General features: G+C 70.2%; 23 protein-coding genes. 10 read left to right on the top strand and 13 right to left on the bottom strand.

Annotation, left to right across the window (positions count from 1 at the left end):
* Nucleotide 1: 1 nt before the first annotated feature.
* Complete coding sequence (locus C9F13_RS03315; protein ID WP_108444790.1) at nucleotides 2-220, bottom strand: hypothetical protein; 219 nt, start codon at nucleotides 218-220, stop codon at nucleotides 2-4.
* 82 nt (nucleotides 221-302) lie between these two features.
* Here C9F13_RS03315 and C9F13_RS03310 point away from each other — a divergent pair, with 82 nt between their 5' ends.
* The 4 genes from C9F13_RS03310 (at nucleotide 303) to C9F13_RS17420 (ending at nucleotide 2,684) form a co-directional block, all read left to right on the top strand.
* Nucleotides 303-851, top strand: a complete 549-nt coding sequence (locus tag C9F13_RS03310) for a DUF924 family protein (RefSeq protein WP_108444789.1) — start codon at nucleotides 303-305, stop codon at nucleotides 849-851.
* 112 nt (nucleotides 852-963) lie between these two features.
* Nucleotides 964-1,206 carry a GlsB/YeaQ/YmgE family stress response membrane protein gene (locus tag C9F13_RS03305; protein WP_108444788.1) on the top strand — a complete coding sequence of 81 codons (243 nt, stop codon included), beginning with the start codon at nucleotides 964-966 and terminating at the stop codon, nucleotides 1,204-1,206.
* Nucleotides 1,207-1,299: 93 nt separating this feature from the next.
* Nucleotides 1,300-2,367 carry an ion channel gene (locus C9F13_RS03300; protein WP_108444787.1) on the top strand — a complete coding sequence of 356 codons (1,068 nt, stop codon included), beginning with the start codon at nucleotides 1,300-1,302 and terminating at the stop codon, nucleotides 2,365-2,367.
* Between the two features lie 173 nt (nucleotides 2,368-2,540).
* Nucleotides 2,541-2,684 carry a hypothetical protein gene (locus C9F13_RS17420; protein WP_157955157.1) on the top strand — a complete coding sequence of 48 codons (144 nt, stop codon included), beginning with the start codon at nucleotides 2,541-2,543 and terminating at the stop codon, nucleotides 2,682-2,684.
* 18 nt (nucleotides 2,685-2,702) lie between these two features.
* Here C9F13_RS17420 and C9F13_RS03295 read toward each other — a convergent pair whose 3' ends face one another.
* From C9F13_RS03295 to C9F13_RS03285, 3 genes are all read right to left on the bottom strand, one after another.
* Entirely contained in the window at nucleotides 2,703-3,317 is a 615-nt protein-coding gene (locus C9F13_RS03295) for a hypothetical protein (RefSeq protein WP_108444786.1), read from the bottom strand.
* 363 nt (nucleotides 3,318-3,680) lie between these two features.
* Nucleotides 3,681-4,973, bottom strand: coding sequence for a 4-aminobutyrate--2-oxoglutarate transaminase (gene gabT, locus C9F13_RS03290; protein WP_108444785.1), 1,293 nt, complete (start codon nucleotides 4,971-4,973; stop codon nucleotides 3,681-3,683).
* A gap of 33 nt (nucleotides 4,974-5,006) precedes the next feature.
* Complete coding sequence (locus C9F13_RS03285; protein ID WP_108444784.1) at nucleotides 5,007-6,452, bottom strand: NAD-dependent succinate-semialdehyde dehydrogenase; 1,446 nt, start codon at nucleotides 6,450-6,452, stop codon at nucleotides 5,007-5,009.
* A 203-nt stretch (nucleotides 6,453-6,655) separates the two neighbouring features.
* Between C9F13_RS03285 and C9F13_RS03280 the strand changes: the two genes are divergently transcribed.
* The 3 genes from C9F13_RS03280 to C9F13_RS03270 all read left to right on the top strand — a co-directional run bounded on the left by C9F13_RS03280 (nucleotide 6,656) and on the right by C9F13_RS03270 (nucleotide 11,210).
* Nucleotides 6,656-9,118 carry a DUF1266 domain-containing protein gene (locus C9F13_RS03280; protein WP_108444783.1) on the top strand — a complete coding sequence of 821 codons (2,463 nt, stop codon included), beginning with the start codon at nucleotides 6,656-6,658 and terminating at the stop codon, nucleotides 9,116-9,118.
* Between the two features lie 256 nt (nucleotides 9,119-9,374).
* Complete coding sequence (locus C9F13_RS03275; RefSeq protein WP_425432868.1) at nucleotides 9,375-9,941, top strand: C40 family peptidase; 567 nt, start codon at nucleotides 9,375-9,377, stop codon at nucleotides 9,939-9,941.
* 9 nt (nucleotides 9,942-9,950) lie between these two features.
* Nucleotides 9,951-11,210 carry an MFS transporter gene (locus C9F13_RS03270; protein WP_108444781.1) on the top strand — a complete coding sequence of 420 codons (1,260 nt, stop codon included), beginning with the start codon at nucleotides 9,951-9,953 and terminating at the stop codon, nucleotides 11,208-11,210.
* Here the strand turns inward: C9F13_RS03270 and msrA are convergent.
* A complete protein-coding gene (msrA, locus tag C9F13_RS03265; RefSeq protein WP_108444780.1) occupies nucleotides 11,132-11,764 on the bottom strand; it encodes a peptide-methionine (S)-S-oxide reductase MsrA in 633 nt (210 codons plus the stop codon). The genes C9F13_RS03270 and msrA overlap by 79 nt on opposite strands.
* Before the next feature lie 205 nt (nucleotides 11,765-11,969).
* Between msrA and C9F13_RS03260 the strand changes: the two genes are divergently transcribed.
* Both C9F13_RS03260 and C9F13_RS03255 read left to right on the top strand, forming a co-directional pair.
* Nucleotides 11,970-14,219 carry an FAD-dependent oxidoreductase gene (locus C9F13_RS03260; RefSeq protein ID WP_245888690.1) on the top strand — a complete coding sequence of 750 codons (2,250 nt, stop codon included), beginning with the start codon at nucleotides 11,970-11,972 and terminating at the stop codon, nucleotides 14,217-14,219.
* Entirely contained in the window at nucleotides 14,219-14,863 is a 645-nt protein-coding gene (locus C9F13_RS03255) for a CDP-alcohol phosphatidyltransferase family protein (RefSeq protein ID WP_108444779.1), read from the top strand. Before C9F13_RS03260 ends, C9F13_RS03255 begins: the two co-directional genes overlap by 1 nt.
* Nucleotides 14,864-14,980: 117 nt before the next feature.
* Here the strand turns inward: C9F13_RS03255 and C9F13_RS03250 are convergent, their stop codons facing one another.
* On the bottom strand, nucleotides 14,981-15,463 hold the full coding sequence (locus C9F13_RS03250) for an FKBP-type peptidyl-prolyl cis-trans isomerase (RefSeq protein ID WP_108444778.1): 483 nt from the start codon (nucleotides 15,461-15,463) through the stop codon (nucleotides 14,981-14,983).
* Between the two features lie 238 nt (nucleotides 15,464-15,701).
* On the opposite strand from C9F13_RS03250, the gene C9F13_RS03245 reads away from it, so the two are divergent.
* Nucleotides 15,702-15,980: a hypothetical protein gene (locus C9F13_RS03245; protein ID WP_108444777.1), complete on the top strand. Its 279-nt coding sequence runs from the start codon at nucleotides 15,702-15,704 to the stop codon at nucleotides 15,978-15,980.
* Nucleotides 15,981-16,183: 203 nt separating this feature from the next.
* Here C9F13_RS03245 and C9F13_RS03240 read toward each other — a convergent pair whose 3' ends face one another.
* The 7 genes from C9F13_RS03240 to mnmA all read right to left on the bottom strand — a co-directional run bounded on the left by C9F13_RS03240 (nucleotide 16,184) and on the right by mnmA (nucleotide 23,997).
* Nucleotides 16,184-16,651 (bottom strand): outer membrane lipoprotein, encoded by a 468-nt coding sequence (locus C9F13_RS03240; RefSeq protein ID WP_108444776.1) that lies wholly within the window; start codon nucleotides 16,649-16,651, stop codon nucleotides 16,184-16,186.
* A gap of 268 nt (nucleotides 16,652-16,919) precedes the next feature.
* Nucleotides 16,920-18,518 carry an isocitrate lyase gene (locus C9F13_RS03235; RefSeq protein WP_108444775.1) on the bottom strand — a complete coding sequence of 533 codons (1,599 nt, stop codon included), beginning with the start codon at nucleotides 18,516-18,518 and terminating at the stop codon, nucleotides 16,920-16,922.
* 397 nt (nucleotides 18,519-18,915) lie between these two features.
* Nucleotides 18,916-19,350: a GNAT family N-acetyltransferase gene (locus tag C9F13_RS03230; protein WP_108444774.1), complete on the bottom strand. Its 435-nt coding sequence runs from the start codon at nucleotides 19,348-19,350 to the stop codon at nucleotides 18,916-18,918.
* Nucleotides 19,351-19,533: 183 nt separating this feature from the next.
* The gene (locus C9F13_RS03225; protein WP_108444773.1) at nucleotides 19,534-20,727 is read right to left on the bottom strand and encodes a cupin domain-containing protein; all 1,194 of its coding nucleotides are present in this window, start codon (nucleotides 20,725-20,727) and stop codon (nucleotides 19,534-19,536) included.
* 84 nt (nucleotides 20,728-20,811) lie between these two features.
* Nucleotides 20,812-22,176 (bottom strand): adenylosuccinate lyase, encoded by a 1,365-nt coding sequence (purB, locus tag C9F13_RS03220; protein ID WP_108445336.1) that lies wholly within the window; start codon nucleotides 22,174-22,176, stop codon nucleotides 20,812-20,814.
* 52 nt (nucleotides 22,177-22,228) lie between these two features.
* Nucleotides 22,229-22,870 (bottom strand): high frequency lysogenization protein HflD, encoded by a 642-nt coding sequence (hflD, locus tag C9F13_RS03215; RefSeq protein ID WP_108444772.1) that lies wholly within the window; start codon nucleotides 22,868-22,870, stop codon nucleotides 22,229-22,231.
* Nucleotides 22,867-23,997 (bottom strand): tRNA 2-thiouridine(34) synthase MnmA, encoded by a 1,131-nt coding sequence (gene mnmA / locus C9F13_RS03210; protein ID WP_108444771.1) that lies wholly within the window; start codon nucleotides 23,995-23,997, stop codon nucleotides 22,867-22,869. Before mnmA ends, hflD begins: the two co-directional genes overlap by 4 nt.
* Nucleotides 23,998-24,126: the final 129 nt, after the last annotated feature.

The raw sequence follows: 24,126 nt of genomic DNA, 5'->3' as shown, positions 1-24,126 counted from the left end.
GCTAGCGCGGCGGCATCGACCCCACCGGGACCGGCTGGACCAGCCCGAACAGCTGCAGCAGCAAGGGGGTGGCGGCAATCACGAACCCCAGCACCGCCAGACCGCGACCGAGCACGCGCCGCTCCGGGCGCCGGGCCAGGGTCAGCCCCCCGATGCAGATCAGCAGGCCGAGGATGTTGAAGACATAACCGAGCATCTGCAGCAGTTCGAAGGTGGTCATGGGGCTCCCTTGTGGTGGGTGAGAAGGGGGACGGCTACCCTCTGATGGTATCAGCTTCGTCCCGGTGCATGAGGAGGATCCCATGGAGGAGCGTCGTCCCGAGACGGTGATCGACTTCTGGTTCGGGGAGCTCAAGCCCGCCCAGTGGTTTCGCAAGGACGCGGGCCTGGACGCCGAGATCGCGCGGCGCTTCGATCCGCTGCTGACGGCGGCCGGCCGCGGCGAGCTGTGGCAGTGGCGGGCCTCGGCCCGGGGGCGCCTGGCCGAGGTGATCGTGCTCGACCAGTTTCCGCGCCATATCCATCGCGGCTCAAGGCTGGCCTTCGCCTGGGACCCGCTGGCCCTGGTGCTGGCCCAGGAGGCCGTCGCCCACCAAGCGGACCGCCTGCTCGACGTGCCCTGGCGCGCCTTCCTCTTCATGCCCTACATGCACAGCGAGTCGCTCGTCATCCACGACGAGGCGCTGCGCCTGTTCGCCCAGCCAGGGCTCGAGGAGAACCTGCGCCACGAGCAGCGCCATCGTGACGTGCTCGAGCGCTTCGGTCGCTACCCCCATCGCAATGCCGCGCTGGGGCGCGACTCGACGCCCGCTGAGCGCGCCTTCCTCGACCGGCCCGGGTCGAGGTTCTAGCGGCCGAGTCCGACGGGACCGGCACGTCGGGCTTTTCTCTCGCGCGCCGCCGAGGCACCATCGAGTCCTCAAGACCGATCGGGTCATCCCGCAGAAAAAAGGAGCGTGTTCCATGGGTATCATCGCCTGGCTGATCATCGGGGGCCTGGCCGGATGGATCGCCGGTCATATCATGCGCGGCGGCGGCTTCGGCCTGCTCGGCAACATCGGCGTCGGCGTGGTCGGCGCGGTGGTCGGCGGCGGGCTCTTCAACCTGCTGGGCCTGCATGCCGGTGGCTTCGTCGGCTCGCTGGTCACCGCCATCGTCGGCGCCGTGGTGCTGCTGTGGGTCATCGCCAAGGTCAAGAAGGCCTGACGCGCCTGCCGCCCGGCCGGGTCTGCTCGAGGGACCCGCCTGGCGGGGTGATCAACATGGCCCTGCTCGGCGGGGCTATCGCAAGGGACCCGCATGTACGTACTGAAACGCCTCGGCGCCGTGCTGATCCGCGGCATCGCCGACATGGGCTGGGGGGTGCTCGGCCTGCTGCTGCTGGTCTATCTGCTGCTCGCCTGGATCGGCCTCACCCTGGCCGGCGAGACGGCGCTGGTCGCCTCGCCGACCGCCTTCCTCTACTACATGGTCGTCACCACCTCCACCGTCGGCTACGGGGACGCCTCCCCGGTGACGCGGGGCGGTCAGCTGATGGTCGTGTTCTTCATCATTCCGGTGGGGATCGGGCTCTTCGCCACCCTGCTGGGCAAGGCCTCCGCCTCGGTGATCTCGCAGTTCACTCGGCGCCTCAACGGGGAGCAATCGATCGTGCAGAAGGACCATATCGTCATCGTCGGCTACAACGCCTACACCGCGTCGCTGGTCGATCAGGTGCGCGAGGAGGCGCGGCCGGGGCAGGTGGTGGCGCTCTGCGTCGGCGCCGGCGCCCCGTCCCGCAACCCCTTTCTCGAGCAGGGCGTGGAGTACTTTCGCGCCGCCTCCCTGTCGGACGAGACGCTCTACGAGCGGGCGGCGGTCAAGGACGCCTCGCTGGTGGTGGTCGACGTCGAGGACGACAGCGAGACGAACCTCGTCTGCATGTACCTCTCGGCGCTGGTCGATGCGCGCTGCCGGATCACCGCCTACGTGAAGAACCAGATGGTGGGCCGGCTGCTCGAGACCCACTGTCCCACGGTGAACGTGATTCCCTCCCTGCACCAGCAGATGCTGGTCAAGGCCGCCGTCGATCCCGGCAGCGAGGAGGTCATGCGCCTGCTGGTCGATGCCGACCAGGCGCAGACCCAGTACTCGACCCGCCTGGCGGGACTCCCGGAGCCCGTGTCGGTGGCGCGGGTGACGAGCCGCCTGCGTGCCCGCTGCCGCGCCTCGCTGATCGCGATCCGCCAGGGCGAGGCGCCCTATCCGGTGCTCAACCCCGACGACGACGAGCTGCTGGCGACGGGGGACGAGGTCTTCTATATCGCCGGGCGCCGGATCTCCGCCGAGGAGATGGCCGATCACCTGGCCGCCGAGCCGTCGAGCTAGGCGAAGGGGCGGGAATCGCCCGCGCTGGCGGCGGTGCCTCCTGCGAAACCGAGACGGGGGAAGAATTATCTACGACCTAAGTCGTAGGAAAGCGGCCGGTTCGGGGTATAATGAAAAATGCTTCCATATATATTAACGATCACCGATGGGCCGGTTCGGCCCGGGAACCGCCAATGACCGCCTTGCCCCTGACCCCCGTGTGGAATCACCTCCTCTCCCCCCGCGCCCTGCGCATGGCGCGCCGCCGCCGTGCCGGCGAACGCGCCGCGAGCCTTCAGCGTCGCCACGCCGCGCTGAGGGCGGGCGTCGCCTGCTGATCGCCGGCGCGCCGGGCCTCACCCCTTGGGCGTGGGCAGGATGCGCCGGTAGCGATCCAGGCAGCGATCCAGCCAGTCGCCCTCCAGCACGACCTCGCCGGCCGCGGCGGGCAGCCGGACCTCGAGCAGGAAGAGGCCGTGACGCTCGCTGCCGGCCGCGGCCAGCTGGCGGCCGAGCCGCCCGGCGAGATCCGACGGAAGGGACTCGGCGCGCCGCCAGGTGAGCCGCAGGGCCCCTCGCTCGTCCAGGTACTGGAAGCGCGCCGCGTCCTTCAGCACCGCCATGCCCCCCTGCACCAGTCCCTGGGAGAGGCTCTCCAGGGTGCGATAGCCCGGGGCGCCGGCGGCCCGGCAGGCGTGGCCACCCTCCACGTAGCAGCGCTCCCGTTCATCGGGATCCTCCGGCCAGCGGCCGCCGCGGCGCCGCTCGGGCGTGGCCACGAAGGGCACCACCACCGGCACGGCCGGCGTGCCGTCGTCGAGCCTCGTCATTCGCTCGGCGAGCACCCCGTGGGGGAGCTGACCCTTCAGCCAGCGGTAGTCGCAGGCCTGCTGGATCCGGGCCCGGGCATCCTGGGCGGTGTGATGGGCGCCCTGCAGGGAGCGCAGCAGGGAGAGAGTTCTGAATAGCACGCCATGACCTCACGTTGGACGCCATCATCTTCCCGACCGGGCGGTGGCCTGGCAAGCGTCTCGTCCTCCAACGAGAGGCGCCGGGGACCGGTCGAAGGGGAGGTCCCATGCCAGGGGGGAGAAGCATCGCTTCGAACGGGCTGGCCATGGATGGCCAGCACCGGTCCTGCAAGCGGAGCGGGACGCGTGAGCGCCGCAGGGCATCGGTAGCGCCCAAGGAGGGGGTTACAGCGCCTCCCCGATGGTCCGACAGTTCGGGACCTGTCCCCGGATTAGCCTCGAGTGACGTGACTGGATTCGCCGGGCCCAACCAGCACCGCCCGGCTCAGGGCCGGGCGGTGAGGTCGGGCGGGGTCGCCGGGATCAGGCGGTGGCGGGCTGGCCGACCAGCTCCTTGAGGGACTCCTCGACGATGGCCAGGCCCTCTTCCAGGATCTCGTCCTCGATGGTCACCGGCATCAGGAAGCGGATGGTGTTGCCGTAGAGGCCGCAGGAGAGCAGGATCAGCCCCTTCTCGCGGGCCTTCTTGCACAGCGCGGCGGCGAGGTCGGCGTCCGGCGTGTGGGCGGCCTTGTCGGTGACCAGGTCGATGGCGGCCATGGCCCCCATGTTGCGACCGTTGTCGACGCAGTCGAAGTCCTGCTGCCACTGGGCGAAGCGCTTGGCCAGCTTGTCGCCGAGCGCCTGGCTCTTGCCGAGGATGTCCTCCTCCTCGAACACCTCGAGCACCGCCAGGGTCGCCGCGCAGGAGACCGGGCTGCCGGTGTAGGTGCCGCCCAGCGAGTTGCCGCCGGAGGCGTCCATGACCTTGTCGGTGCCGACCACGGCGGAGATCGGCATGCCGTCGGCCATGCTCTTGGCCATGGTGATGATGTCCGGCTCGACGCCGCTGTGCTCGATGGCAAACAGCTTGCCGGTGCGCCCGAAGCCGGACTGCACCTCGTCGATGATCATCAGAATGCCGTGCTCGTCGCAGATCTCGCGGATCGCCTTGAGGAAGCTCGCCGGCGCCGGGTAGAAGCCGCCCTCGCCGAGCACCGGCTCGAGCACGATGGCCGCGGTGTCCTTGGGGTTGGCGTCGGTCTTGAGCGCCATCTTCAGGCCGCGCAGGGCCTCGTCCTCGCTGACGCCGTGGTAGGGCACGGGGTAGGGCGCGCGGAAGACGTTGCCCGGCATGGTGCCGAAGTCGGTGGCGTAGGGGGCGACCTTGCCGTTCATCGCCATGGTCATGAAGGTACGGCCGTGGTAGCCGCCGTCGAAGCAGATGACGTTGTTCTTGCCGGTGGCCGCGCGGGCGACCTTGACCGCGTTCTCCAGGGCCTCGGCGCCGGAGTTGGCGAGCATCACCTTGGCATGGCCGCGCACCGGGGTGACCTGGCTGAGCTTCTCGGCCACCTTCACGTAGCCCTCGTAGGGCATCACGGTCTGGCAGGTGTGCATGACCTTGTCGAGCTGGTCCTTGACCGCCTGGACTACCTTGGGATGGCGATGGCCGATGTTGAGCACGCCGATGCCGCCGGCGAAGTCGATGATGCGGTTGCCGTCGGCATCCCAGATCAGGGCGTTCTCGGCGCGGTCGGCGAACTGGGTGGCCGGGCTCGCGGCACCGCTGGCCACGTAACGCTGCTTGAGGTCGTTGAGCTGTGCGTTGTTCATGGGTCCTGACTCCTTGTTAGACGCTGCGGGCGATCAGAGGCCGCCGACGCAGACGTATTTTAGTTCAGTGTACTCATCCAGGCCGTGGCGCGACCCTTCGCGTCCCAGGCCCGATTCCTTCACGCCACCGAAGGGGGCAAGCTCCGTGGAGAGAATGCCCTCGTTGATCGCCACCATGCCATACTCGAGCCCCTCCATCACATGCCAGATGCGACGATAGTCGCGGGCGTAGAAATAGGCGGCGAGGCCGAACTCGGTGGCGTTGGCCATGGCGATGGCCTCCTCGTCGGTCTCGAAGCGGAAGACCGGGGCCAGCGGGCCGAAGGTCTCCTCCCGTGCCACGCGCATCGCGTCGGTGACGTCGGCGATGATCGTCGGCTGGAAGAAGGTCCCGCCCAGGGCGTGGGGGGCGCCGCCGCACACCAGGCGTCCGCCCTTGTCGAGGGCGTCGGCGATGTGGGTCTGCACCTTGTCGACGGCGGCGGCGTTGATCAGCGGGCCCTGCACCACGCCCTCGTCGAGGCCGTTGCCCACCTGGAGCTCGGCGACCCGCGCGGCGAGCTTCTCGAGGAAGGCGTCATAGACCCCGGCCTGGACCAGCAGGCGGTTGGTGCACACGCAGGTCTGGCCCGAGTTGCGGAACTTGGAGGCCACGGCGCCCTCGACGGCGGCGTCCAGGTCGGCATCGTCGAAGACGATGAAGGGCGCGTTGCCGCCGAGCTCCATGGAGGCCTTCTTCACCGTGCCGGCACACTGGGCGAGCAGTTTCTTGCCGACCGGGGTGGAGCCGGTGAAGGAGATCTTGCGCACCCGCGGGTCGGTGGTCAGCACCTCGCCGATCTCGGCCGGGCGGGAGGCGGTGACCACGTTGATCACCCCGGCCGGGAAGCCGGCCTCCTCGGCGAGCCTGGCCAGCGCCAGGGCGGTCAGCGGCGTGGCCTCGGCGGGCTTGATCACCACCGGGCAGCCGGCGGCGAGCGCCGGGGCGCACTTGCGGGTGATCATGGCCAGCGGGAAGTTCCAGGGGGTGATGGCCGCCACCACGCCGATCGGCTCGCGGAACACCAGGATGCGCTTGTCCGCGCCATGGCCGGGCAGGGTCTCGCCGGCCACGCGCTTGGCCTCCTCGGCGTAGTACTCCACGAAGGCGGCGCCGTAGGCCACCTCGCCGCGGGACTCGGCGAGCGGCTTGCCCTGCTCGAGGGTCATCAGTCGCGCCAGGGCCTCCTGGTGCGCCATGATGCGATCGAACCAGCCGCGCAGCAGGGCGGCGCGCTCCTTGGCGGGCTTGGCGCGCCAGGCCGGCCAGGCGGCCGCGGCGGCGGCGACGGCCTCGCGGGCCTGCTCGCCGGTGAGGTCCGGAACCTCGGCGAGGTGCTCGCCGGTGGCGGGGTTGGTCACGGCGAAGCGGCGGTCGCCGTCACGCCACTGGCCGGCCACGAAGGCCTTGTCGATCAGCAGCTCGGGATGGGCAGACATCAGGGTTCCTCGTGTGTTGATCATCTTGTTTGACGAGTGTGCATTATTTAAAACATGTCGCCAAGCCCGCGTCCAGCGCGTTTTTCTCGCGCGACGCCGCCACGGCCATCGGCGCTGGCACGGCTTTCCGGTACACTATGCCGCCGACTTGCTGCGCTTGGCAGCACTGCACGTTCCTGTTCCGGATGATGGCGAGGTGAGCCTTGGTCGATCCCCTTAATGCCTGGTGGGCCCAGCAGCTGGTGCTGTGTGACTGGGCCTTCGCCCCCGATCCCCTCACGGTGGAGGCCGAGACGGCGGTCGCGCGCCTCGCGGCGCTGGGCGTCGTCGACCGCGGGGAACTGGGCTGGTGCCTGCTGGAGACCCTCGGCACCGGGGGCCACCCCGATCCGGCCCGGCTGCTGGCCGGCCTCGAGGTCATCGCCCTGGCCGGCGGCGCCGGCTGGCTGTCCGAGGCGCGCGCCCGCGGCTGGGCCCAGCGGCTGGCCGAGGAGATCTCCGCCCACCACGCCAGCCTCGACGCCTGGCTGTCGGCGCTGCTGCACGCTCGCAGTGCCGAGGGCTGGGTGCGCGGCGACGACGGCTTCTATGAGGCCTGCGAGGCGCTGGCGGCCCTCGAGCATGACGGCGCCGGGGTGACCTGGGAGATGCTGCAGGAGTGGCTCGCCCACCACCCCCGGGAGGCGGCGCTGTGGCCGGCGGCGCCCGAGCATCAGGTGTGGCGCCTGCGTGCCGCCTTCTCGCCGGTGCTCGAGCTCCCGGCCGGCGCCCAGGACTGGCAGCGGCTCGAGGCCTGGCTCGACGAGGCGTGGCAGATCCGCGATCGCGACGACCTGGTGCGCAGCCTGCTGTGGCTGGCCGCCCAGGGCGACCGCCATGGCTGGGACCTGGACGCCTCGCGCCTGCTCGAGGCGGACGGCGCGGCGCGCCGGCAGTGGCAGGACGCGCTGGACGGGGGCGAACGCGACTACGGCCGGGTGCTGCTCGGCTTCCTCGATCGCGGCGAGCCCCTGGAGTGGGCCGCCTGGGACTGGCTGCGGCTGGTCGACCTAGCCTGGGCCGGGGCCTGCCTGGGCTGGCTCGATGAACAGGAGGCCCAGGACTTCGCGCACCACGGCGCGGACCTGCTGCTGCGCCGCTACAGCGACTGGACGGCCCTGGCACGGGCCTACCAGCGCGGCCGCAGCCTGTTCGACGGGCGCAACCTGCTGCCCGCCCTCGAGGCCGACTGGTCGCTGCTGCTGCAGTCGCCGGTCAGCCCCTGGAAGACGCCCCTGCAGGGGCTGGTCGCCGAGGCGCTGATCGAGGAGTCGCGGGACGCCCTGCGCGGCTGGCGCCGCGATCCCCGCCACTGGGTGCTGGCGCTGGCGGCGGTACGCGAGCCCGAGTTCGCCGCCCGCCAGGGGGCGCTGCCCGCGCTGCCGGCAGCGCGGCGCGAGGAGGCGCGGCACTATCTGACCGAGACCCTCGACCTGCATGCCGACGAGGGCGTCGAGGCGCTCTCCCGCTACTGGCTGCCGGCCCAGGCCCATCACCTCAACCAGCTGGCCGCGGACGCCGCCCACGGGGCCCTGCCGGCGGCCGAGACCCCCTTCGGCCATGCGCTGCCCAAGGAGCTGGCCGGCCGCGACGGCCTGAAGCAGGCCAGCCGCCACGCCGCGACGATCCATATGGCCGAGAAGTTCGCCTTCCACCTGCAGATGGCCATGGACAGCGGCGCCTTCGATGCGACCCGCCTGGCCGCGCTGGCGCGCGCCCTGCAGGGCTCGCTGTGCCGCTTCTATCCCGACGCCCGGCGCCTGCTCAAGGCCTGGGCCCAGTGGGAGAGCCTGCTCCCCGAGCCCGAGCAGCCGCCGATGGTCGCCGAGATCCGCTGGCACCTGGAGGATCCCGGCAGCCTCTTCCACTGGCTCGACTGGCAGGGCGGGGAGTGGCGCGAGCCCGGGCCGCGGCCGACGCTCGCCCACTTCACGGCCATGGCGCTGGTCGGCCCGCTCAACAGCCCGGCCTGGAGCCTGCCCCAGCCGGAGAGCGAGCGCGAGTGCGCGGCGATCCGCGAGTGGGTCGACGGCCACTACGCCCTGCACGGCGCGGCCGAGCTCACCGAGTTCCTCGACTACCTGATCGAGGCGGGCGACCGCCAGGAGTACCAGATCAACTACGCCCCCTACACCCTCAATCGGGGACGGCTGGCCTCGGAGATCGCCATCCTCGAGAGCGACGAGTGCAGTGAGGAGGAGGGCGCCCACCTGCTGCGCCTGAAGCGGGTGCGGGACGATGAGGACGGTTGCAACGACGTCGACCTGGCGGCCTGGGACATCGCCCAGGCGGTGGACCTGGCCATCGCCGGCCGCCAGCTCGGCTGGCTCGAGCAGGGCGCCTTCCTGCGCCTGCTCGAGCGCGCCCACGCCCTGGCCAGCGAGCACTACGCGGGCTGGGAGGAGTATGCCCGGGGCCTGCACGCCGGCTTCTCCTTCTTCATGGGCGAGACCCCCGAGCGCGAGAGTTTCCTGGCCGGGTTCCGCCAGGCGCTGGTCTCCTGGCTCTCCGGCGCCCCCCCGCTGGCCGGCGCCTGGGCCAGCCTCGACTTCCCCGGGGCGCGACCGCGCCACTGGGCGCCGCTGCATATCGATACGCTGCCGGGCGATCATCGCACCCTCCACTGAGGGCTCGCCCTGCGCCGCGCCTTTGGTTTATAGTCGGCTCGGCGCCGCGTCGCGGCCGGGCCTTCCCCCCGCCGCGCGCCGCCGAGAGGCCGCTGTGGCAGTGTCCCCGATGCCTGGAACACTGCCACAGCGACAATCCGCAGGAGCCGAGGGGCGCACCGCATCGCAGAAGCGAAGGCGGCTCCAGGAACGAGGTCGTTGCAGGATGCTGGACACTCGCGCGTGTCGTGTGGGAACCCTTGGGGTCGCCTTGCTGCTGCTGGCCGGCTGTGCCGCGCCGGGGCCCAGCGATCCGCCGCCGGTGGGCGACTATTTCGCCCGTGACCTGCCGGGCCTGCCCGGTGGCCCCCGCATGTCACCGGTGGACAACCCCATCCTCGAGGCCCGTGGCCTTAGCCATCCGCCTCCGCGGCTGATCCGTCGCGCCCTGCTGGCGCAGCACGAGCGCTGGGTCGGCACCCCCTACCGGCTGGGCGGGGAGAGCCCCCGGGGCATCGACTGCTCGGCGCTGGTCCAGAACATCTTCAGCGACACCTTCCGCTTCGACCTGCCGCGCACCACCGGCGAGCAGGTGCACGAGGGGCTCGAGGTCGAGCGGGACGCCCTGCGCCCCGGGGACCTGGTGTTCTTCCGTCCCCCCGGCGCCTATCGCCACGTCGGCATCTACGTCGGCGAGGGGCGCTTCCTGCATGCCTCCACCTCCCGGGGCGTGATGATCTCCGATCTCGACAACCGCTACTGGCGCCGCTACTTCTGGCAGGCGCGCCGGACCCTGGAGCCGGTGCTGCTGGCCCAGCGTCTCGACGTCCCGGGCGAGGGCTGAGCGGGCGGCATGATCGCGGCGCGCACCCCCGCCTGGTGGCGCACCACCCTGGCGCTCTGCCTGGGCTCCTTCCTGGTCTTCATCAACCTCTACGCCCCCCAGCCGCTGCTGCCGGCGCTGCGCGACGCCTATGGCGTCTCGACGCTGGCCAGCAGCCTGATCATGTCCGTCGCCACCCTGGCGCTGGCCGCCTCGCTGCTGGTGTTCGGCCCGCTCTCCGACGCCATCGGCCGCGGCGCCATCATGCGCCTGACCCTGCTGGCGTCCGGCCTGCTCTCCCTCGCCCTGGCGATGGCGCCGAGCTTCGAGGCGCTGCTGGCGCTGCGGGCCCTGCAGGGGTTCGTGCTGGGCGGCCTACCGGCGGTGGCCATCGCCTGGATGGGCGATGAGTTCGAGCGCCCGGCGCTGCTCTCGGCGGTGGGGCTCTACATCGGCGCCAACTCCCTGGGCGGCATCGGCGGGCGGGTGGTCGGCGGCGCGGTGGCCGAGGTCGGCGGGGCCTCGGCGAGCTTCCTGGCGGTGGGGGCGGTGACGCTGGTCGGGCTGGCGCTGTTCTGGAGGCTGCTGCCGCCGGCCCGGGGCTTCACGCCGCGGCCCTTCGCATGGCGCGACGCCCTGGCCGACCTGGGCGCGCACCTGGCGACGCCGCGACTGCTCGGCGCCTACCTGCTCGGCGGTCTCAACTTCATGATCTTCATCAACCAGTACAGCTACCTCACCTTCCGCCTGGCCGAGGCGCCGTTCGGGCTGGGGGCGAAGCTCCTGGGGCTGATCTTCCTGACCTACCTGGGCGGGACGCTCGGCTCGTCGCTCTCGGGGCGCCTGGCCACGCGCTGGTCGCAGCCGGCGTGCATGATGCTGGGGATCGGGCTCCTCGCGCTCGGCACCGCCCTGACCCTGGCCGGGTCGCTTTCCTGGATCATTGCCGGGCTCTCGCTCAACGCCTTCGGCTTCTTCCTCGCCCACTCCATGGCCTCGAGCTGGGTGGGGCGCCACGCCCGCCGGGCGCGGGGCAGCGCCTCGGCGCTCTACCTGGTGTTCTACTACGGCGGGGCGAGCCTCGGCGGCCTGTGGCTCGAGCCGTTCTGGCGGGGCGCCGGCTGGCTCGGGGTGGCGCTGGGCTCGTGGCTGGTGCTGGGGATTACCCTGGCGCTCGCCGCCTGGCTGTGGCGAGGCGAGCGCCGGGAGGCTCAGGGTGCCGCGCTGGCGCTCGCCTCCTCGCCCCAGACCTCCTCGAGCCGGTCGTCGCGACCGCAGGCCGACTTGTAGAAGTTGTAGCGCACTCGGTTCTCTGCGTAGTAGTTCTGGTGGTACTCCTCGGCCGGGTAGAAGGCGTCGAAGTCGCTGATCTCGGTGGCGATCTCCCGATCGAAGCGCTCGGCGACGGCCGCCTTGCTGGCCTCGGCCAGGGCGCGCTGCTCGGCGTTCATGGGAAAGATGGCGCTGCGGTAGGAGGCGCCCTTGTCGCAGAACTGGCGATCCACCGCGAAGGGATCCACGTTGCGCCAGAACACGTAGAGCAGGGTCTCGTAGTCGACGCGCTCGGGGTCGTAGTCGACCTTGACCGCCTCGGCGTGGCCGGTGCCGCCGGCCACGACCTGCCGGTAGGTCGGGTTCTCGGTGTGGCCGCCGGTATAGCCCGAGGTGGTGGCGGTCACGCCCTCGACCTTGTCGTAGGCCTCTTCCACGCACCAGAAGCAGCCGCCGGCGAAGACCGCGCTGGCCGTCTCGGCGCTGGCCGGGGCGGGGCTTCCCAGCAGGAGGGCGGCCGGCAGGGCCAGCAGAGCCAGGGGCCGCAGGGGAAGGGAGGAGGGCAGATTCATGGGTGGCTCCGTTGGTGAGAGGTGTTAGATTGGAGGCTATCGATCGCTCAGGGTTCCGTACAAGCCCTGTTCAATAATATCCGCAGTGTAAGGGACCCCCGCGTTGCGGCGACAGAGTCGCGTGGCCGAGCCCGGCGCCCGTCCGGTACGGGCCCCCTCCGCCGTATCGACGTGACCCTGACACTCTCTCGACCAGGAGCCTCCCTTGACCCGACGACGCCTGATCCTCGCGGCCGTGATCGCCCTGCTGGTGGCGGCCTATTTCCTCACCGGTGCCGACGAGGTCCTGACGCTCAGCAACCTGCAGACCGAGCAGGCGCGCTTCCGGGCCTGGCTGGCCGATGACCCCCTGACCGTCGCCGGCGGCTTCTTCCTGATCTATGTGGTCATCACCGCGGTCTCGCTGCCCGGGGCGACCCTGCTGACGCTGCTCGGCGGGGCGCTGTTCGGGCTCGGCTGGGGGCTTCTGCTGATCTCGTTTGCCAGCAGCCTCGGGGCGACGCTTGCCGCGCTGATCGCCCGCACCCTGGCGCGCGAGCCGCTGGAACGGCGCTTCGCCACCCAGCTCGAGCGCATCAACACCGGCATCGAGCGCGAGGGGGCCTTCTACCTCTTCACCCTGCGGCTGATCCCGCTCTTTCCCTTCTTCGTGATCAACCTGGTGATGGGCCTGACCCGCATGCGGCTCACCACCTTCTACTGGGTCAGCCAGCTGGGCATGCTGCCCGGCACCGCGGTCTACGTGAACGCGGGCCGGGAACTCGGCCAGCTGGAGTCGCTGGCCGGCATCCTCTCGCCGGGCCTGATCGGCTCCTTCGTGCTGATCGGCCTCTTCCCCTGGCTGGCCCGGGGCCTGGTGGCCGTCGGCAAGCGCCGCCGGCTGGCCCGCCGCTTCGCGCGGCCGTCCCGCTTCGACCAGGACATCGTGGTGATCGGCGGCGGCTCGGCGGGGCTGGTGGCAAGCTACATCGCCGCAGCGGTGAAGGCGCGGGTGGCGCTGGTCGAGCGCGACCGGCTGGGCGGCGACTGCCTCAACACCGGCTGCGTGCCCTCCAAGGCCCTGATTCGCGCCGCCCGCCTCACCCGTGAGATCCGCGAGGCGCCGCGCTACGGCGTCACCGCCGGCGAGCCGGAGGTGGACTTCCGCGCGGTGATGGAGCACGTCCACCGGGCCATCCGCGAGGTGGAGCCCCACGACAGCCGCGAGCGCTACGAGGGGCTGGGCGTGGAGGTGATCGAGGCCGACGCCATCCTCGACGACCCCTGGCGGGTGCGCATCCGCCAGGGCGAGACCGAGCGGGTGATCACCACCCGCCACGTGATCATCGCCAGCGGGGCGCGTCCCCGGGTGCCGCCGCTGCCGGGGCTCGAGGCCATCGAGGTGCTCACCTCGGACAACCTCTGGCAGCTCGAGGCGCTGCCCGAGCGGCTGGTGGTGCTGGGCGGCGGCCCGATCGGCTGCGAGCTGGGCCAGAGCTTCGCCCGGCTGGGCAGCCGGGTGTCGATGGTGGAGATGGGCGAGCAGCTGCTGCCCCGGGAGGATCGCGACGTGGCCGGCGAGGTCGAGGCGCGGCTCGCCGAGGAGGGCGTCGCGGTGCGCCTCGCCACCCGGGCACGGCGGGTGCTGCCCGACGACCACGACGGCCACCTGCTGGAGGTCGAGCACCGGGACGAACACGGTGAGGCACACCTCGAGCGGCTGCCCTTCAGCCACCTGCTGGTGGCGGTGGGACGCCAGGCCAACGTCGAGGGGCTGGGCCTCGAGGCGCTGGGAGTCGAGACCCGCGCCGACGGCACCCTGGCCGTGGACGAGACGCTGCAGAGCGTGCTGCCCAACGTCTGGGCCTGCGGCGACGTGGCCGGTCCCTACCAGCTGACCCACGCCAGCGCCCACCAGGCCTGGCACGCCACGGTCAATGCGCTGTTCGGCGAGCTCAAGCGCTTTCGCGTGAGCTACCGGGCCCTGCCGGCGGTCACCTTCACCGAGCCCGAGGTGGCCCGCGTCGGCCTCAACGAGCGCGAGGCCAAGCGTCAGGGCGTGGCGGTCGAGGTGACCCGCTACCCGCTGAGCGAGCTGGACCGGGCCATCGCCGAGGGCCAGACCCAGGGCTTCATCAAGGTGCTGACCGTGCCCGGGCGCGATCGCCTGCTGGGGGCGACCATCGTCGGCCCGGGGGCGGGGGAGATGCTGGCCGAGTTCACCCTGGCGATGACCCAGGGCATCGGGCTCAACAAGCTGCTCGGGACTATCCACCCCTATCCGACCCACAGCGAGGCGGTGAAGGCGACGGCGGGCGTGTGGAAGAACGCCCACAAGCCTAAGCGCCTGCTGGGCTGGCTGGAGCGCTACTTCGCCTGGCGACGCGGCCAGGCGGAGGAGACCGCCGCCGAGCCGGCCGCCGATGACGCGGCCGCGCCCTCGGCCGAGCAGGCGACCGGGAAGGGGGGGCGGTAATGTTCGATCGCTGGACCATGCCCCTCACCCAGGCGCCGCTGACGCGCCTGGCCCAGGGCCTCGCGAGATGGCGGGTGCGCCCCGACCAGGTGACGGTAACGGCTTTCCTGGTCGGCATGCTGGCGCTGCCGCTGCTGGCCCTGGAGGCCTACCTGCCGGCGCTGGTCGTGATCCTGCTCAACCGGCTGGGCGACGGGCTCGATGGGGCGCTGGCCCGGCTCCTGGGCCGGGCCAGCGACGCCGGCGGCTTCCTCGACATCGGCCTGGACTTCGTCTTCTACGGCGCGGTGGTGCTCGGCTTCGCGCTGGCCGATCCGGCCGCCAACGCCCTGGCGGCGGCCCTGCTGCTGTTCGCCTTCATCGGCACGGGGACCTCCTTCCTGGCCTTCGCCATCATGGCCACCCGCCACGGCCTGGAGCGGCCGCGTTTCCAGCAGAAGGCCTTCTACTACCTGCACGGGCTGACCGAGGGCACGGAGACGGTGCTCGCCTTCGTGGTGTTCTGCCTCTTCCCCGAGCAGTTCGCGCTGCTCGCCACGCTGTTCGCGGCGGCCTGCCTGGTGACCACCGCCACCCGGCTGTGGGGCGGCCACCGCACCCTCAAGGCCTTCGAGGCGGAGGACAGGGAGTCGGTCGACCGCTAGGGTCGCGATCACAACGGGCGAGGGGCCGAAACGACGAAGGGGGCAGCCACTGGCTGCCCCCTTCGCGTCGTCTCATGCCGGATCCGCCGTCGGGCGAGGCATGATTCGGTGCCGCGATCAGTGCTCGTGACCGCCCTCACCGTGGACGTGGCCGTGCTCGACCTCTTCCTCGCTGGCCTCGCGGACTTCGGCGATCTCGACGTCGAAGTTCAGGGACTGGCCGGCGAGCGGGTGGTTGCCGTCGACGGTGACGGTGTCGCCCTCGACCTGGGTCACGGTGACCATCAGCGGGCCGCCCTGGGTCTGCGCCTGGAACTGCATGCCCGGCTCGACGCTCTCGACGCCCTGGAAGGCGTCACGCGGCACTTCCTGCACCAGCTGGGGCTGGATCTCGCCGTAGCCTTCTTCCGGAGCCACCTGTGCCTGGAGCTTGTCGCCCGCCGCGCGGCCTTCCAGTTGCTTCTCGAGGCCCGGAATGATGTTGCCGGCGCCGTGGAGGTAGGTCAGCGGCTCGCGGCCTTCCGAGCTGTCCAGCACTTCACCTGCGTCGTTGGTCAGGGTGTAGTGAAACGCGACAACGGAATTCTGCGCAATCTGCATTGATGAACCTTTCGGTGAGTGCATGTGGCTAACCATGGTAACGCGCCGATCAAGCGGCTGTCAGGGGCATCGAGGAAATTCAGGATGCGCCCGGCGAGCCTGAGCGGCATTCACCCTGGCGCGTTGACCGGCCCGCCGTCGGGTGACTTTCGGACTGTTGCGTGGTCTATCGGGCAGGGATACCCTTGCAGGTCACGATTTCTGCCCCTTTTCGTTCGCCCCTTTCCTGGAGAATGCCATGACCCCGATCCTGATCTGGCTGATTGCCTTCGCCGTCGTCCTGACGCTGCTGCTCAAGCGCTGGGATGCCTCGATCAACCGCGGGCTCGATGGGCTGCTGCCCGCCGTGCTGCGCAGCGAGGACGACCGCTGGGTCTGGTGTCCGGCGCTGGCGGTGCTGGTCGCCACCGCCGTGGTGCAGCCGGTCGACCTGCTGCTCACCCTGATCGTTATCGGCGTGCTGGCGCTGATCGGCGCCAAGCTGGCCTGCTGGGTCATGAACAAGGTGCAGCACTGAGGCCTGGCGCGGGCGAGGCGTTTCCGCCGAGGCGCTCGCCCGCACGGTCGAGTTGATGTAGCAGACCCGACGCAAGAAAAAAGGCCCGCGGAGCGCTCCGCGGGCCTTTTTCGTGCGGGTCTTGTCGTCCGGGCGTGGTCACCCTGGTCCGATGCCGGCCGGCCCGAGGCGTGGAGACCGGGCCGGCCGTGACGTGACCGTCCTCAGTAGGGGGCGACGCTGGCGCTGGCGCCGCTGCCGATGATGCGCACGCGCTGGCCCACCTGGAAGGCCTGGTCGGCCTTCTGGACGATGACCACGTTCTGGCCGTTGTCCTGGCGGATCTCGATCTCCCAGGCCGGGATCAGGTTGCTGGACTCCTCGAGCCGGGAGCCGGCCACGCTACCGGCGATCACCCCGGCCGCGGTGGCGAGGGTGCGGCCCGAGCCGCCGCCGACCTGGTTGCCCAGCAGGCCACCGATCACCGCGCCGCCGCCGGTGCCGATCAGCCCGCCGGCCCGGCTGTCGGCCTGGATCTGCACCCGACGCAGGGCGGTGATGGTGCCGAAGGTGACGGACTGGGCCGCCTTGGCCTGGTTGCCGCTGTAGACGTTGCCGGAGTAGGGCGCGGTGTTGGCGCAACCGGCCAGCGTCAGGACGCCCAGGGCGAGAACGGGAAGAAGGCGCTTCATGAGGAGATCTCCTTGATGTCCTTGAGGAACACTCGGCCGTGCGGGCAAGGCCATAGGTTAATGGACAGTGTTCGCTAATGAGTCTACCCACCGCGAGGGGGCTTGGCCAGGGGGCCGGCCGTGATGGTGGGAGTGTAGCGCCGGGGGAAGGCGAGCAGTATGCAAAGATTCGGGATGCAAAAGGGGAGGCCGTGATGGCCTCCCCGGAATCAGGGCCGAGCGGCGGCGATCGACCCGGGCGATGCTCCCGGCGATCGGCGCCGAGTCCTCAGCCGAACTGGTTCATGGTGTTGTCCTTGCCGCCGGCCTTCAGGGCCGCCTCGCCGTGGAAGAACTCCTTGTGGTCGTCGCCGATGTTGGAGCCGGCCATGTCCTGGTGCTTGACGGTGGCGATGCCCTCGCGGATCTCCTTGCGCTGCACGCCCGCCACGTAGGCCAGCATGCCCTCGTCGCCGAAGTAGCCCTTGGCCAGGTTGTCGGTGGACAGGGCCGCGGTGTGGTAGGTCGGCAGGGTGATGAGGTGGTGGAAGATGCCGGCCTCGCGGGCGCCGTCGCGCTGGAAGTTGCGGGTCCACTCGTCGGCAAGCTGGCCGAGCTCGGTCTCGTCGTACTTGGCGTTCATCAGGTCGGCGCGGTCGTAGGCGGAGACGTCCTTGCCCTCCTGCTCCCAGGCATCGAAGACCTGCTGGCGGAAGTTCAGGGTCCAGTTGAAGGACGGCGAGTTGTTGTAGACCAGCTTGGCCTCGGGGCAGACCTCGCGGATGCGGTCGACCATGCCCTTGATCTGGCCGACGTGGGGCTTCTCGGTCTCGATCCACAAGAGGTCGGCGCCGTTCTGCAGGCTGGTGATGCAGTCCAGCACCACGCGGTCCTCGCCGGTGCCCGGCTTGAACTGGTAGAGGCCGGAGGCCAGGCGCTTGACCTTGACCAGCTTGCCGTTCTGCTTGATCACCACGTCGCCGTTGTCGATGTCGGAGGCGCTGGCGATCTCGTCGCCGTCCAGGTAGCTGTTGTACTGGTCGCCCAGGTCGCCCGGCTCGTTGGTCACGGCGATCTTCTGGGTCAGGCCGGCGCCCAGGGAGTCGGTGCGGGCGACGATCACGCCCTCTTCGACGCCGAGCTCCAGGAAGGCGTAGCGCACGGCGTTGATCTTGGCGATGAAGTCCTCGTGGGGCACGGTGACCTTGCCGTCCTGGTGGCCGCACTGCTTCTCGTCGGAGACCTGGTTCTCGAGCTGGATGCAGCAGGCGCCCGCCTCGATCATCTTCTTGGCCAGCAGGTAGGTCGCCTCGGCGTTGCCGAAGCCGGCGTCGATGTCGGCGATGATCGGCACCACGTGGGTCTCGTGGTTGTCGATCTTGGCGATCAGCTCCTCGGCCCGCTGCTCGTCGCCGGCCTTCTTGGCCTCGTCCAGGTCGCGGAACAGGTGGTTCAGCTCCCAGGTGTCGGCCTGGCGCAGGAAGGTGTAGAGCTCCTCGATCAGCGAGGGCACGCTGGTCTTCTCGTGCATGGACTGGTCGGGCAGCGGGCCGAACTCGGAGCGCAGCGCGGCGACCATCCAGCCGGAGAGGTAGAGGTAGGAGCGCTTGGTGGTGTTGAAGTGCTTCTTGATGGAGATCAGCTTCTGCTGGCCGATGAAGCCGTGCCAGCAGCCCAGCGACTGGGTGTACTGGGAGCTGTCGGCGTCGTAGGCGGCCATGTCCTCGCGCATGATCTTCGCGGTGTAGCGGGCGATGTCGAGGCCGGTCTGAAAGCGGTTCTGAACCCGCATGCGGGCGGCGTGCTCAGGGTTGACGTTGTCCCACTTGCCCTGCTGGGCTTCGCGCAGTTGAGCCAGTGCCTTGAGTTCGTCTTTGAATGTCGTCATGGGGCCATCCTTCAGGTCGGAGTGGAAGCTCGCGATCGCAACGGTCCGCTGCTGCGTGTCGCCAAGGTCGTCGCCTGCTGCATCATTCGGCCAAGCCCGCTGATTCGGTAAAGCCTTATGCTGCACCTGCGAAGTGTCTTCAGGTTCCATCAGGACCGCGGGCTTGTCTCTACGGCCTTGGTCGAACCCTGGCGAGGGGGAAGGGAGGGGCTCATGCGCCGCTGTCGCCGCCGATCGACGGCCCTGCCTCCCTCGCCATGGCTTCCACTATGGCCCCGCATGACGGGCGTTCACCATTCCCCCTTGGGGGCAGGAGGGGTTGTAGCTCGACTACAGGAAGGCGGCGGGTACCGCCTTTCGTGTAGTCGAATGCCGGGAAGGGGATGGCGGGAGGGGCTCAATCCGCGAGCGGGAGCTGCATGTTGCGGTGCGGAATGCCGGCGTCGAGGAACTCGCCGCCCTGGGCCTCGAACCCCAGCCGCTCGTAGAAGGCCAGGGCATGGGTCTGGGCGGCGAGCTCCACTCGCGGATGGCCGTCGCGGCGGGCGGCCTCGATGGCGGCCCGCATCAGGGCCACTCCGACGCCGAGGCCGCGCGCCTCGGCGAGCACCGCCACCCGGCCGATGTGGGCGTCGGGCAGCAGGCGCGCGGTGCCGACCGGCCGGCCGTCCTGCAGGGCCAGAAAGTGGCGGCAGACGCCGTCGCGCCCGTCCCACTCCTCCTCGATGGGCACGCGTTGCTCCTCGATGAAGACGACCCGGCGGATCTCGGTGGCCTCGGGCCCGAGTCTCTCCCAGCTACCCTCGTGAATCTCCAGCTTGGCTTTTTGCATGTCATCCCTTCCCATGCTCGGGGCTGATCCGGCGGCAGGCCCCGGGGCGCCGGACCGTCGAGGAGGCGCCATGAATACTTCCCTGTAGGCTACCGACGCCATCCCTGGCGTAGGACCTCCTCTTCTGCCTGCCCCCGGCGCCCCTCGCGTGACACTAACGAACTGATGTCCACTTTCTACTTGCTACTGCTCTTCGAACTCGTCGGGCCAGGCGAGGCTGCCGGCGTCGCGCAGGGCGGCGAGCAGCGCGGGCGCCTCGTCGAAGGCCAGCAGCGACGCGTCCAGGGGGGCATCGGAGGCCAGGGCGCGGGCCAGCGACAGAGCGCACACCACGCCATCGCCGTCGGCGAACAGGGTCGCCCGGGTCTCGTCCAGGGCGCGCCAGGCGAAGCGCGAGCCGGGGCTGCGCACCAGGAGCTCGCCCTCCTGTAGTGCGGCGACAAGCTCCTCGGGCGCGGTCGGCGTCTCGGTGGGCACCAGCTGGTCGACGTACTTGGGCTGGGTCATCACCCGGCCGAACCACTGGGCCATCTGAACCGGGTCGTCGAGGGTCTCGAGGATCAGGGATCGCATGCGGGCCAGGGCGGCATCGTCGAGCTCGGCGGGGTCCGCCGGGGGCGCCATGCCGGCGTCGCCGTAGCGGATCGAGGCCGGCAGCTGCTCGCCGAGGTAGTCGGCGAAGGAGGTGATGGCCTCGTCCGCCGAGGGGGCGCGAAAGCCCACCGAGAGCGTCAGGCAGTCGTCGGACTGGCTGACGCCGTGGTGGGCCCAGGCGGGCGGCAGGTAGAGCATGTCGCCGGGCTCCAGCACCCAGTCCTGGCCGGCCTCGACCTCGAAGGTCTCAAGGATGCGCAGGTCGATGCCGTCGAGGATCGGGGCGTCGTCGGACACCTTGCCGCCGAGCTGCCAGCGGCGGGTGCCACGGCCCTGGAGCAGGAAGACGTCGTACTGGTCGACGTGGGGGCCGACGCTGCCGCCGGGGGGCGCGTAGCTGACCATGATGTCGTCGAGGCGCCAGCGCGGCAGGAAGGTGAAGTGCTCGAGCAGGGCGGCGACCTCGGGGACGTAGTGGTCCACGGCCTGCACCAGCAGGGTCCAGTCGCGCTCGGGGAGCCGGGCGAAGGTGGCCTCATCGAAGGGGCCGTGGCTGACCTGCCAGGGGCGCTCATTCCCCTTTGCATCGCGGCCATGCTCCTCGACCAGGCGGGCCTCGATGCCCTCCTCGCAGGCCAGGCCGGCGAGCTCCTCGGGGGCGAGGGGGCACTCGAAGTCGGGGAAGGCGCCGCGGATCAGCAGCGGCTTGCGCTGCCAGTGGTCGCGCAGGAAGTCGGCGGCAGAGAGGCCGCCGAGCAGGGTGAGGGGGTGATCTGGTGACATGGTCTCGCGCTCGCGAAGGGGTGAAACGGCGACAGGCGCCGTCGGGCGCCTGTCGGGATACTAGCATGTGGCTGGCTCGGCGCCTTACAGCTTGCGCGCCTGGGCCTCGGCGTTGCCGATGTAGCTGGCCGGGCTGAGCGCCTTGAGTTCGCTCTTCACCTCGGCGGGCAGCTCGAGGGTGTCGATGAAGGCGGCGAAGCCGGTCTGGTCGATGCGCTTGCCGCGGGTCAGCTCCTTGAGCTTCTCGTAGGGCTTCTCGATGCCGTAGCGGCGCATCACGGTCTGGATCGGCTCGGCGAGCACCTCCCAGCTGTTGTCGAGGTCCTCGGCCAGGCGCGCCGGGTTGGCCTCGAGCTTGGAGATGCCCTTGAGCGAGGCCTGGTAGGCGATCATGCCGTAGGCCAGGCCCACGCCGAGGTTACGCAGCACCGTGGAGTCGGTGAGGTCGCGCTGCCAGCGGGAGATCGGCAGCTTCTGGGCCAGGTGGCCGAGCACGGCGTTGGCGAGCCCCAGGTTGCCCTCGGAGTTCTCGAAGTCGATCGGGTTGACCTTGTGGGGCATGGTCGAGGAGCCGATCTCGCCGGCCACGGTCTTCTGCTTGAAGTAGCCCAGCGAGATGTAGCCCCAGACGTCGCGATCGAAGTCGATGAGGATGGTGTTGAAGCGGCACACCGCGTCGAACAGCTCGGCGATGTAGTCGTGGGGCTCGATCTGGGTGGTGTAGGGGTTGAAGGTCAGCCCCAGCCCCTCGACGAAGCGCTGGGCATTGGCCTCCCAGTCCACCTCGGGGTAGGTCGCGAGGTGGGCGTTGTAGTTGCCCACGGCGCCGTTGATCTTGCCGAAGATCTCGACCGCCTCGATCTGCTTGAGCTGGCGGCGCAGGCGGTAGGCGACGTTGGCCATCTCCTTGCCGAGGGTCGTCGGGCTCGCGGTCTGGCCGTGGGTGCGCGAGAGCATCGGCTGGGCGGCGTGCTCCTCGGCCAGGCGGGCGACCTCGTCGGCGACCCGGTGCATCATCGGCAGCAGCGCCTTGAGGCCGTCGGTCAGCATCACGCCGTGGGAGAGGTTGTTGATGTCCTCGCTGGTGCAGGCGAAGTGCACGAACTCGGTGACCGCATGCAGCTCCGGCTGGTCGGCGATCTTCTCCTTGATGAAGTACTCCACCGCCTTGACGTCGTGGTTGGTGGTGCGCTCGATCTCCTTGATGCGCTCGGCGTCGGCCAGGGAGAAGTCGCGCAGCAGGGCCTCGAGGTGCGCGGTGGCCTCGGCGGAGAGCCGCGGTACCTCGGTGATCTGCGGGTGCTCGGCGAGGCACTCGAGCCAGCGGATCTCGACGATGACCCGGGCGCGGATCAGGCCGAACTCGCTGAAGTGCTCGCGCAGGGCGGCGGCCTTGGACTCGTAGCGGCCGTCGACGGGAGAGAGGGCGGTGAGGGCGGAGAGGGGCAGGGGAGCGGCTTGCATGGGTCGGGTTCCGGTCACGGGGGTGGTAAAAAAAGGATCAGCCCAGCTGGTCCAGGGCTTTCTTCAGGGCGCCGCGCTGGAAGACCAGCTTCCAGCGCCGGCCCCCCTGCTGATGCCAGAGCAGGGCGAAGCGGATGCCGGCAAGCAGGATGGCGCGCACGCGCTCCGGCATCATGCGGCTCTGCAGCAGCGACGGGTCGCCCTGGACGACGATGCGCGTCTTGAGCGTCGAGAGCGTCTCCTGGTAGGCCTCGCCGAGGCTGGCGATGACGTTCTCATGGGTCTCGCCGAAGTGCTCGGCCTGACCCTGGATGCGGGTCAGGCGCGTCCCCAGGTCGTCCATCATGGCGTCGTTGCCGCGCAGCTGGTTCATCAGCATCAGCAGCGAGAAGCCGTAGCGCAGCACCACCGGGTTGACCTGCTTGCGGCCGACCACGCCCTCGAGCACCTCGAGGCCCTGGCGCAGATTGTTGGGGTGGCCGCCGTAGATCGCCTCGAAGCTCTCGGGGTTGGTGTCCAGGGTGGCGCGGATCAGGGTCTCCCAGGCGCGCTGGTCGACCTGGCCGGTGCGGGCCAGCTCGTCGACCAGGTGGGCGGCCTGGAAGACCCCGGCCAGCGCCAGGGCCTGGCGGGCGGCCGGGGTCTCGGGGGCGCGGTGGATCGGGGTCGAGGCGGTCATTGGCCGGGCTCCGTGGCGTTCCAGGTGGCGCGGATCACGCCGCCGCCCAGGCAGATCTCGCCGTCGTAGAGCACCAGCGACTGTCCCGGCGTCACGGCGCGCTCGGGGTCGTCGAAGCGCACTTCGACGCCGCCGTCCTCCCGGGTGCGGAAGGTGCAGGGCACGTCGGCCTGGCGGTAGCGGGTCTTGGCGGTGAGGCGGCCCTCGGCGGCGGGGGGCTCGCCGGCCACCCAGTCCATGGCCTCGGTGGCCAGGCTGTCGGTGTAGAGCAGCGGGTGGTGCTTGCCCTGCACGGCGACGAGCACGTTGCGCTCGAGGTCCTTGGCGGCCACGTACCAGGGTGCGTCGGGGTGGTTGGGCAGCCCGCCGATGCCGAGCCCCTGGCGCTGGCCCAGGGTGTAGTACATCAGGCCCATGTGCTCGCCGATCACCTCGCCCTCGGGCGTCTCGATCACGCCGGGCTGGGCGGGCAGGTACTGCTTGAGGAAGTCGCTGAAGCGGCGCTCGCCGATGAAGCAGATGCCGGTCGAGTCCTTCTTGCGCGCGGTGACCAGGCCGTGGCGCTCGGCGATGGCGCGCACCTCGGGCTTCTCGAGCTCGCCCACCGGGAAGAGGGTGCGCGCGATGGCGGCCTCCGGCACGGCGTGCAGGAAGTAGCTCTGGTCCTTGTTGGGATCGAGGCCCTTGAGCAGCCGCGGGCGTTCGTCGCCATCGAGACGGCCGCGGACCTGCCCTTCACGAACATAGTGGCCGGTGGCGATCTTCTCGGCGCCGAGCATCTCGGCGTACTCGAGGAACACCTTGAACTTGATCTCGCGGTTGCAGAGGATGTCCGGGTTCGGGGTGCGGCCCGCCTGGTACTCGGCCAGGAAGTGCTCGAAGACGTTGTCCCAGTACTCCGCGGCGAAGTTGGCGGTGTGCAGCCGGATGCCGAGCTTCTGGCAGACGGCCTCGGCATCCGCCAGGTCCTCCTTGGCGGTGCAGTACTCCGTGCCGTCGTCCTCGTCCCAGTTCTTCATGAACAGGCCTTCGACCTCGTACCCCTGCTCGAGCAGCAGCAGGGCGGACACGGAGGAGTCGACGCCGCCGGACATGCCGACGATCACCTTGCCTGTGGTGGCGGTCATGGGCGCCCTCGGAATCGGTGTGACGTAAATGGGGCGCGATTATACATGATGTCGGCGTCCGGCGCCGAGCCGGGTCTTGCAAGCGCCAGCGCTATCGCTCTCGGCTGATCCGTCGACAGGTCTGCGAGG

Origin of the sequence: Halomonas denitrificans (assembly GCF_003056305.1) — a bacterium.
GTDB classification, from domain to species: Bacteria; Pseudomonadota; Gammaproteobacteria; order Pseudomonadales; family Halomonadaceae; genus Halomonas; species Halomonas denitrificans.
This window is presented reverse-complemented; position numbering and strand designations above follow the sequence as displayed.

Coding starts and splice junctions, on each gene's coding strand:
- C9F13_RS03315 (WP_108444790.1), bottom strand. CDS start 220: ATGACCACCTTCGAACTGCTGCAGATGCTCGGTTATGTCTTCAACATC.
- C9F13_RS03310 (WP_108444789.1), top strand. CDS start 303: ATGGAGGAGCGTCGTCCCGAGACGGTGATCGACTTCTGGTTCGGGGAG.
- C9F13_RS03305 (WP_108444788.1), top strand. CDS start 964: ATGGGTATCATCGCCTGGCTGATCATCGGGGGCCTGGCCGGATGGATC.
- C9F13_RS03300 (WP_108444787.1), top strand. CDS start 1,300: ATGTACGTACTGAAACGCCTCGGCGCCGTGCTGATCCGCGGCATCGCC.
- C9F13_RS17420 (WP_157955157.1), top strand. CDS start 2,541: ATGACCGCCTTGCCCCTGACCCCCGTGTGGAATCACCTCCTCTCCCCC.
- gabT (WP_108444785.1), bottom strand. CDS start 4,973: ATGAACAACGCACAGCTCAACGACCTCAAGCAGCGTTACGTGGCCAGC.
- C9F13_RS03285 (WP_108444784.1), bottom strand. CDS start 6,452: ATGTCTGCCCATCCCGAGCTGCTGATCGACAAGGCCTTCGTGGCCGGC.
- C9F13_RS03270 (WP_108444781.1), top strand. CDS start 9,951: ATGATCGCGGCGCGCACCCCCGCCTGGTGGCGCACCACCCTGGCGCTC.
- msrA (WP_108444780.1), bottom strand. CDS start 11,764: ATGAATCTGCCCTCCTCCCTTCCCCTGCGGCCCCTGGCTCTGCTGGCC.
- C9F13_RS03255 (WP_108444779.1), top strand. CDS start 14,219: ATGTTCGATCGCTGGACCATGCCCCTCACCCAGGCGCCGCTGACGCGC.
- C9F13_RS03250 (WP_108444778.1), bottom strand. CDS start 15,463: ATGCAGATTGCGCAGAATTCCGTTGTCGCGTTTCACTACACCCTGACC.
- C9F13_RS03245 (WP_108444777.1), top strand. CDS start 15,702: ATGACCCCGATCCTGATCTGGCTGATTGCCTTCGCCGTCGTCCTGACG.
- C9F13_RS03240 (WP_108444776.1), bottom strand. CDS start 16,651: ATGAAGCGCCTTCTTCCCGTTCTCGCCCTGGGCGTCCTGACGCTGGCC.
- C9F13_RS03235 (WP_108444775.1), bottom strand. CDS start 18,518: ATGACGACATTCAAAGACGAACTCAAGGCACTGGCTCAACTGCGCGAA.
- C9F13_RS03230 (WP_108444774.1), bottom strand. CDS start 19,350: ATGCAAAAAGCCAAGCTGGAGATTCACGAGGGTAGCTGGGAGAGACTC.
- C9F13_RS03225 (WP_108444773.1), bottom strand. CDS start 20,727: ATGTCACCAGATCACCCCCTCACCCTGCTCGGCGGCCTCTCTGCCGCC.
- hflD (WP_108444772.1), bottom strand. CDS start 22,870: ATGACCGCCTCGACCCCGATCCACCGCGCCCCCGAGACCCCGGCCGCC.
- mnmA (WP_108444771.1), bottom strand. CDS start 23,997: ATGACCGCCACCACAGGCAAGGTGATCGTCGGCATGTCCGGCGGCGTC.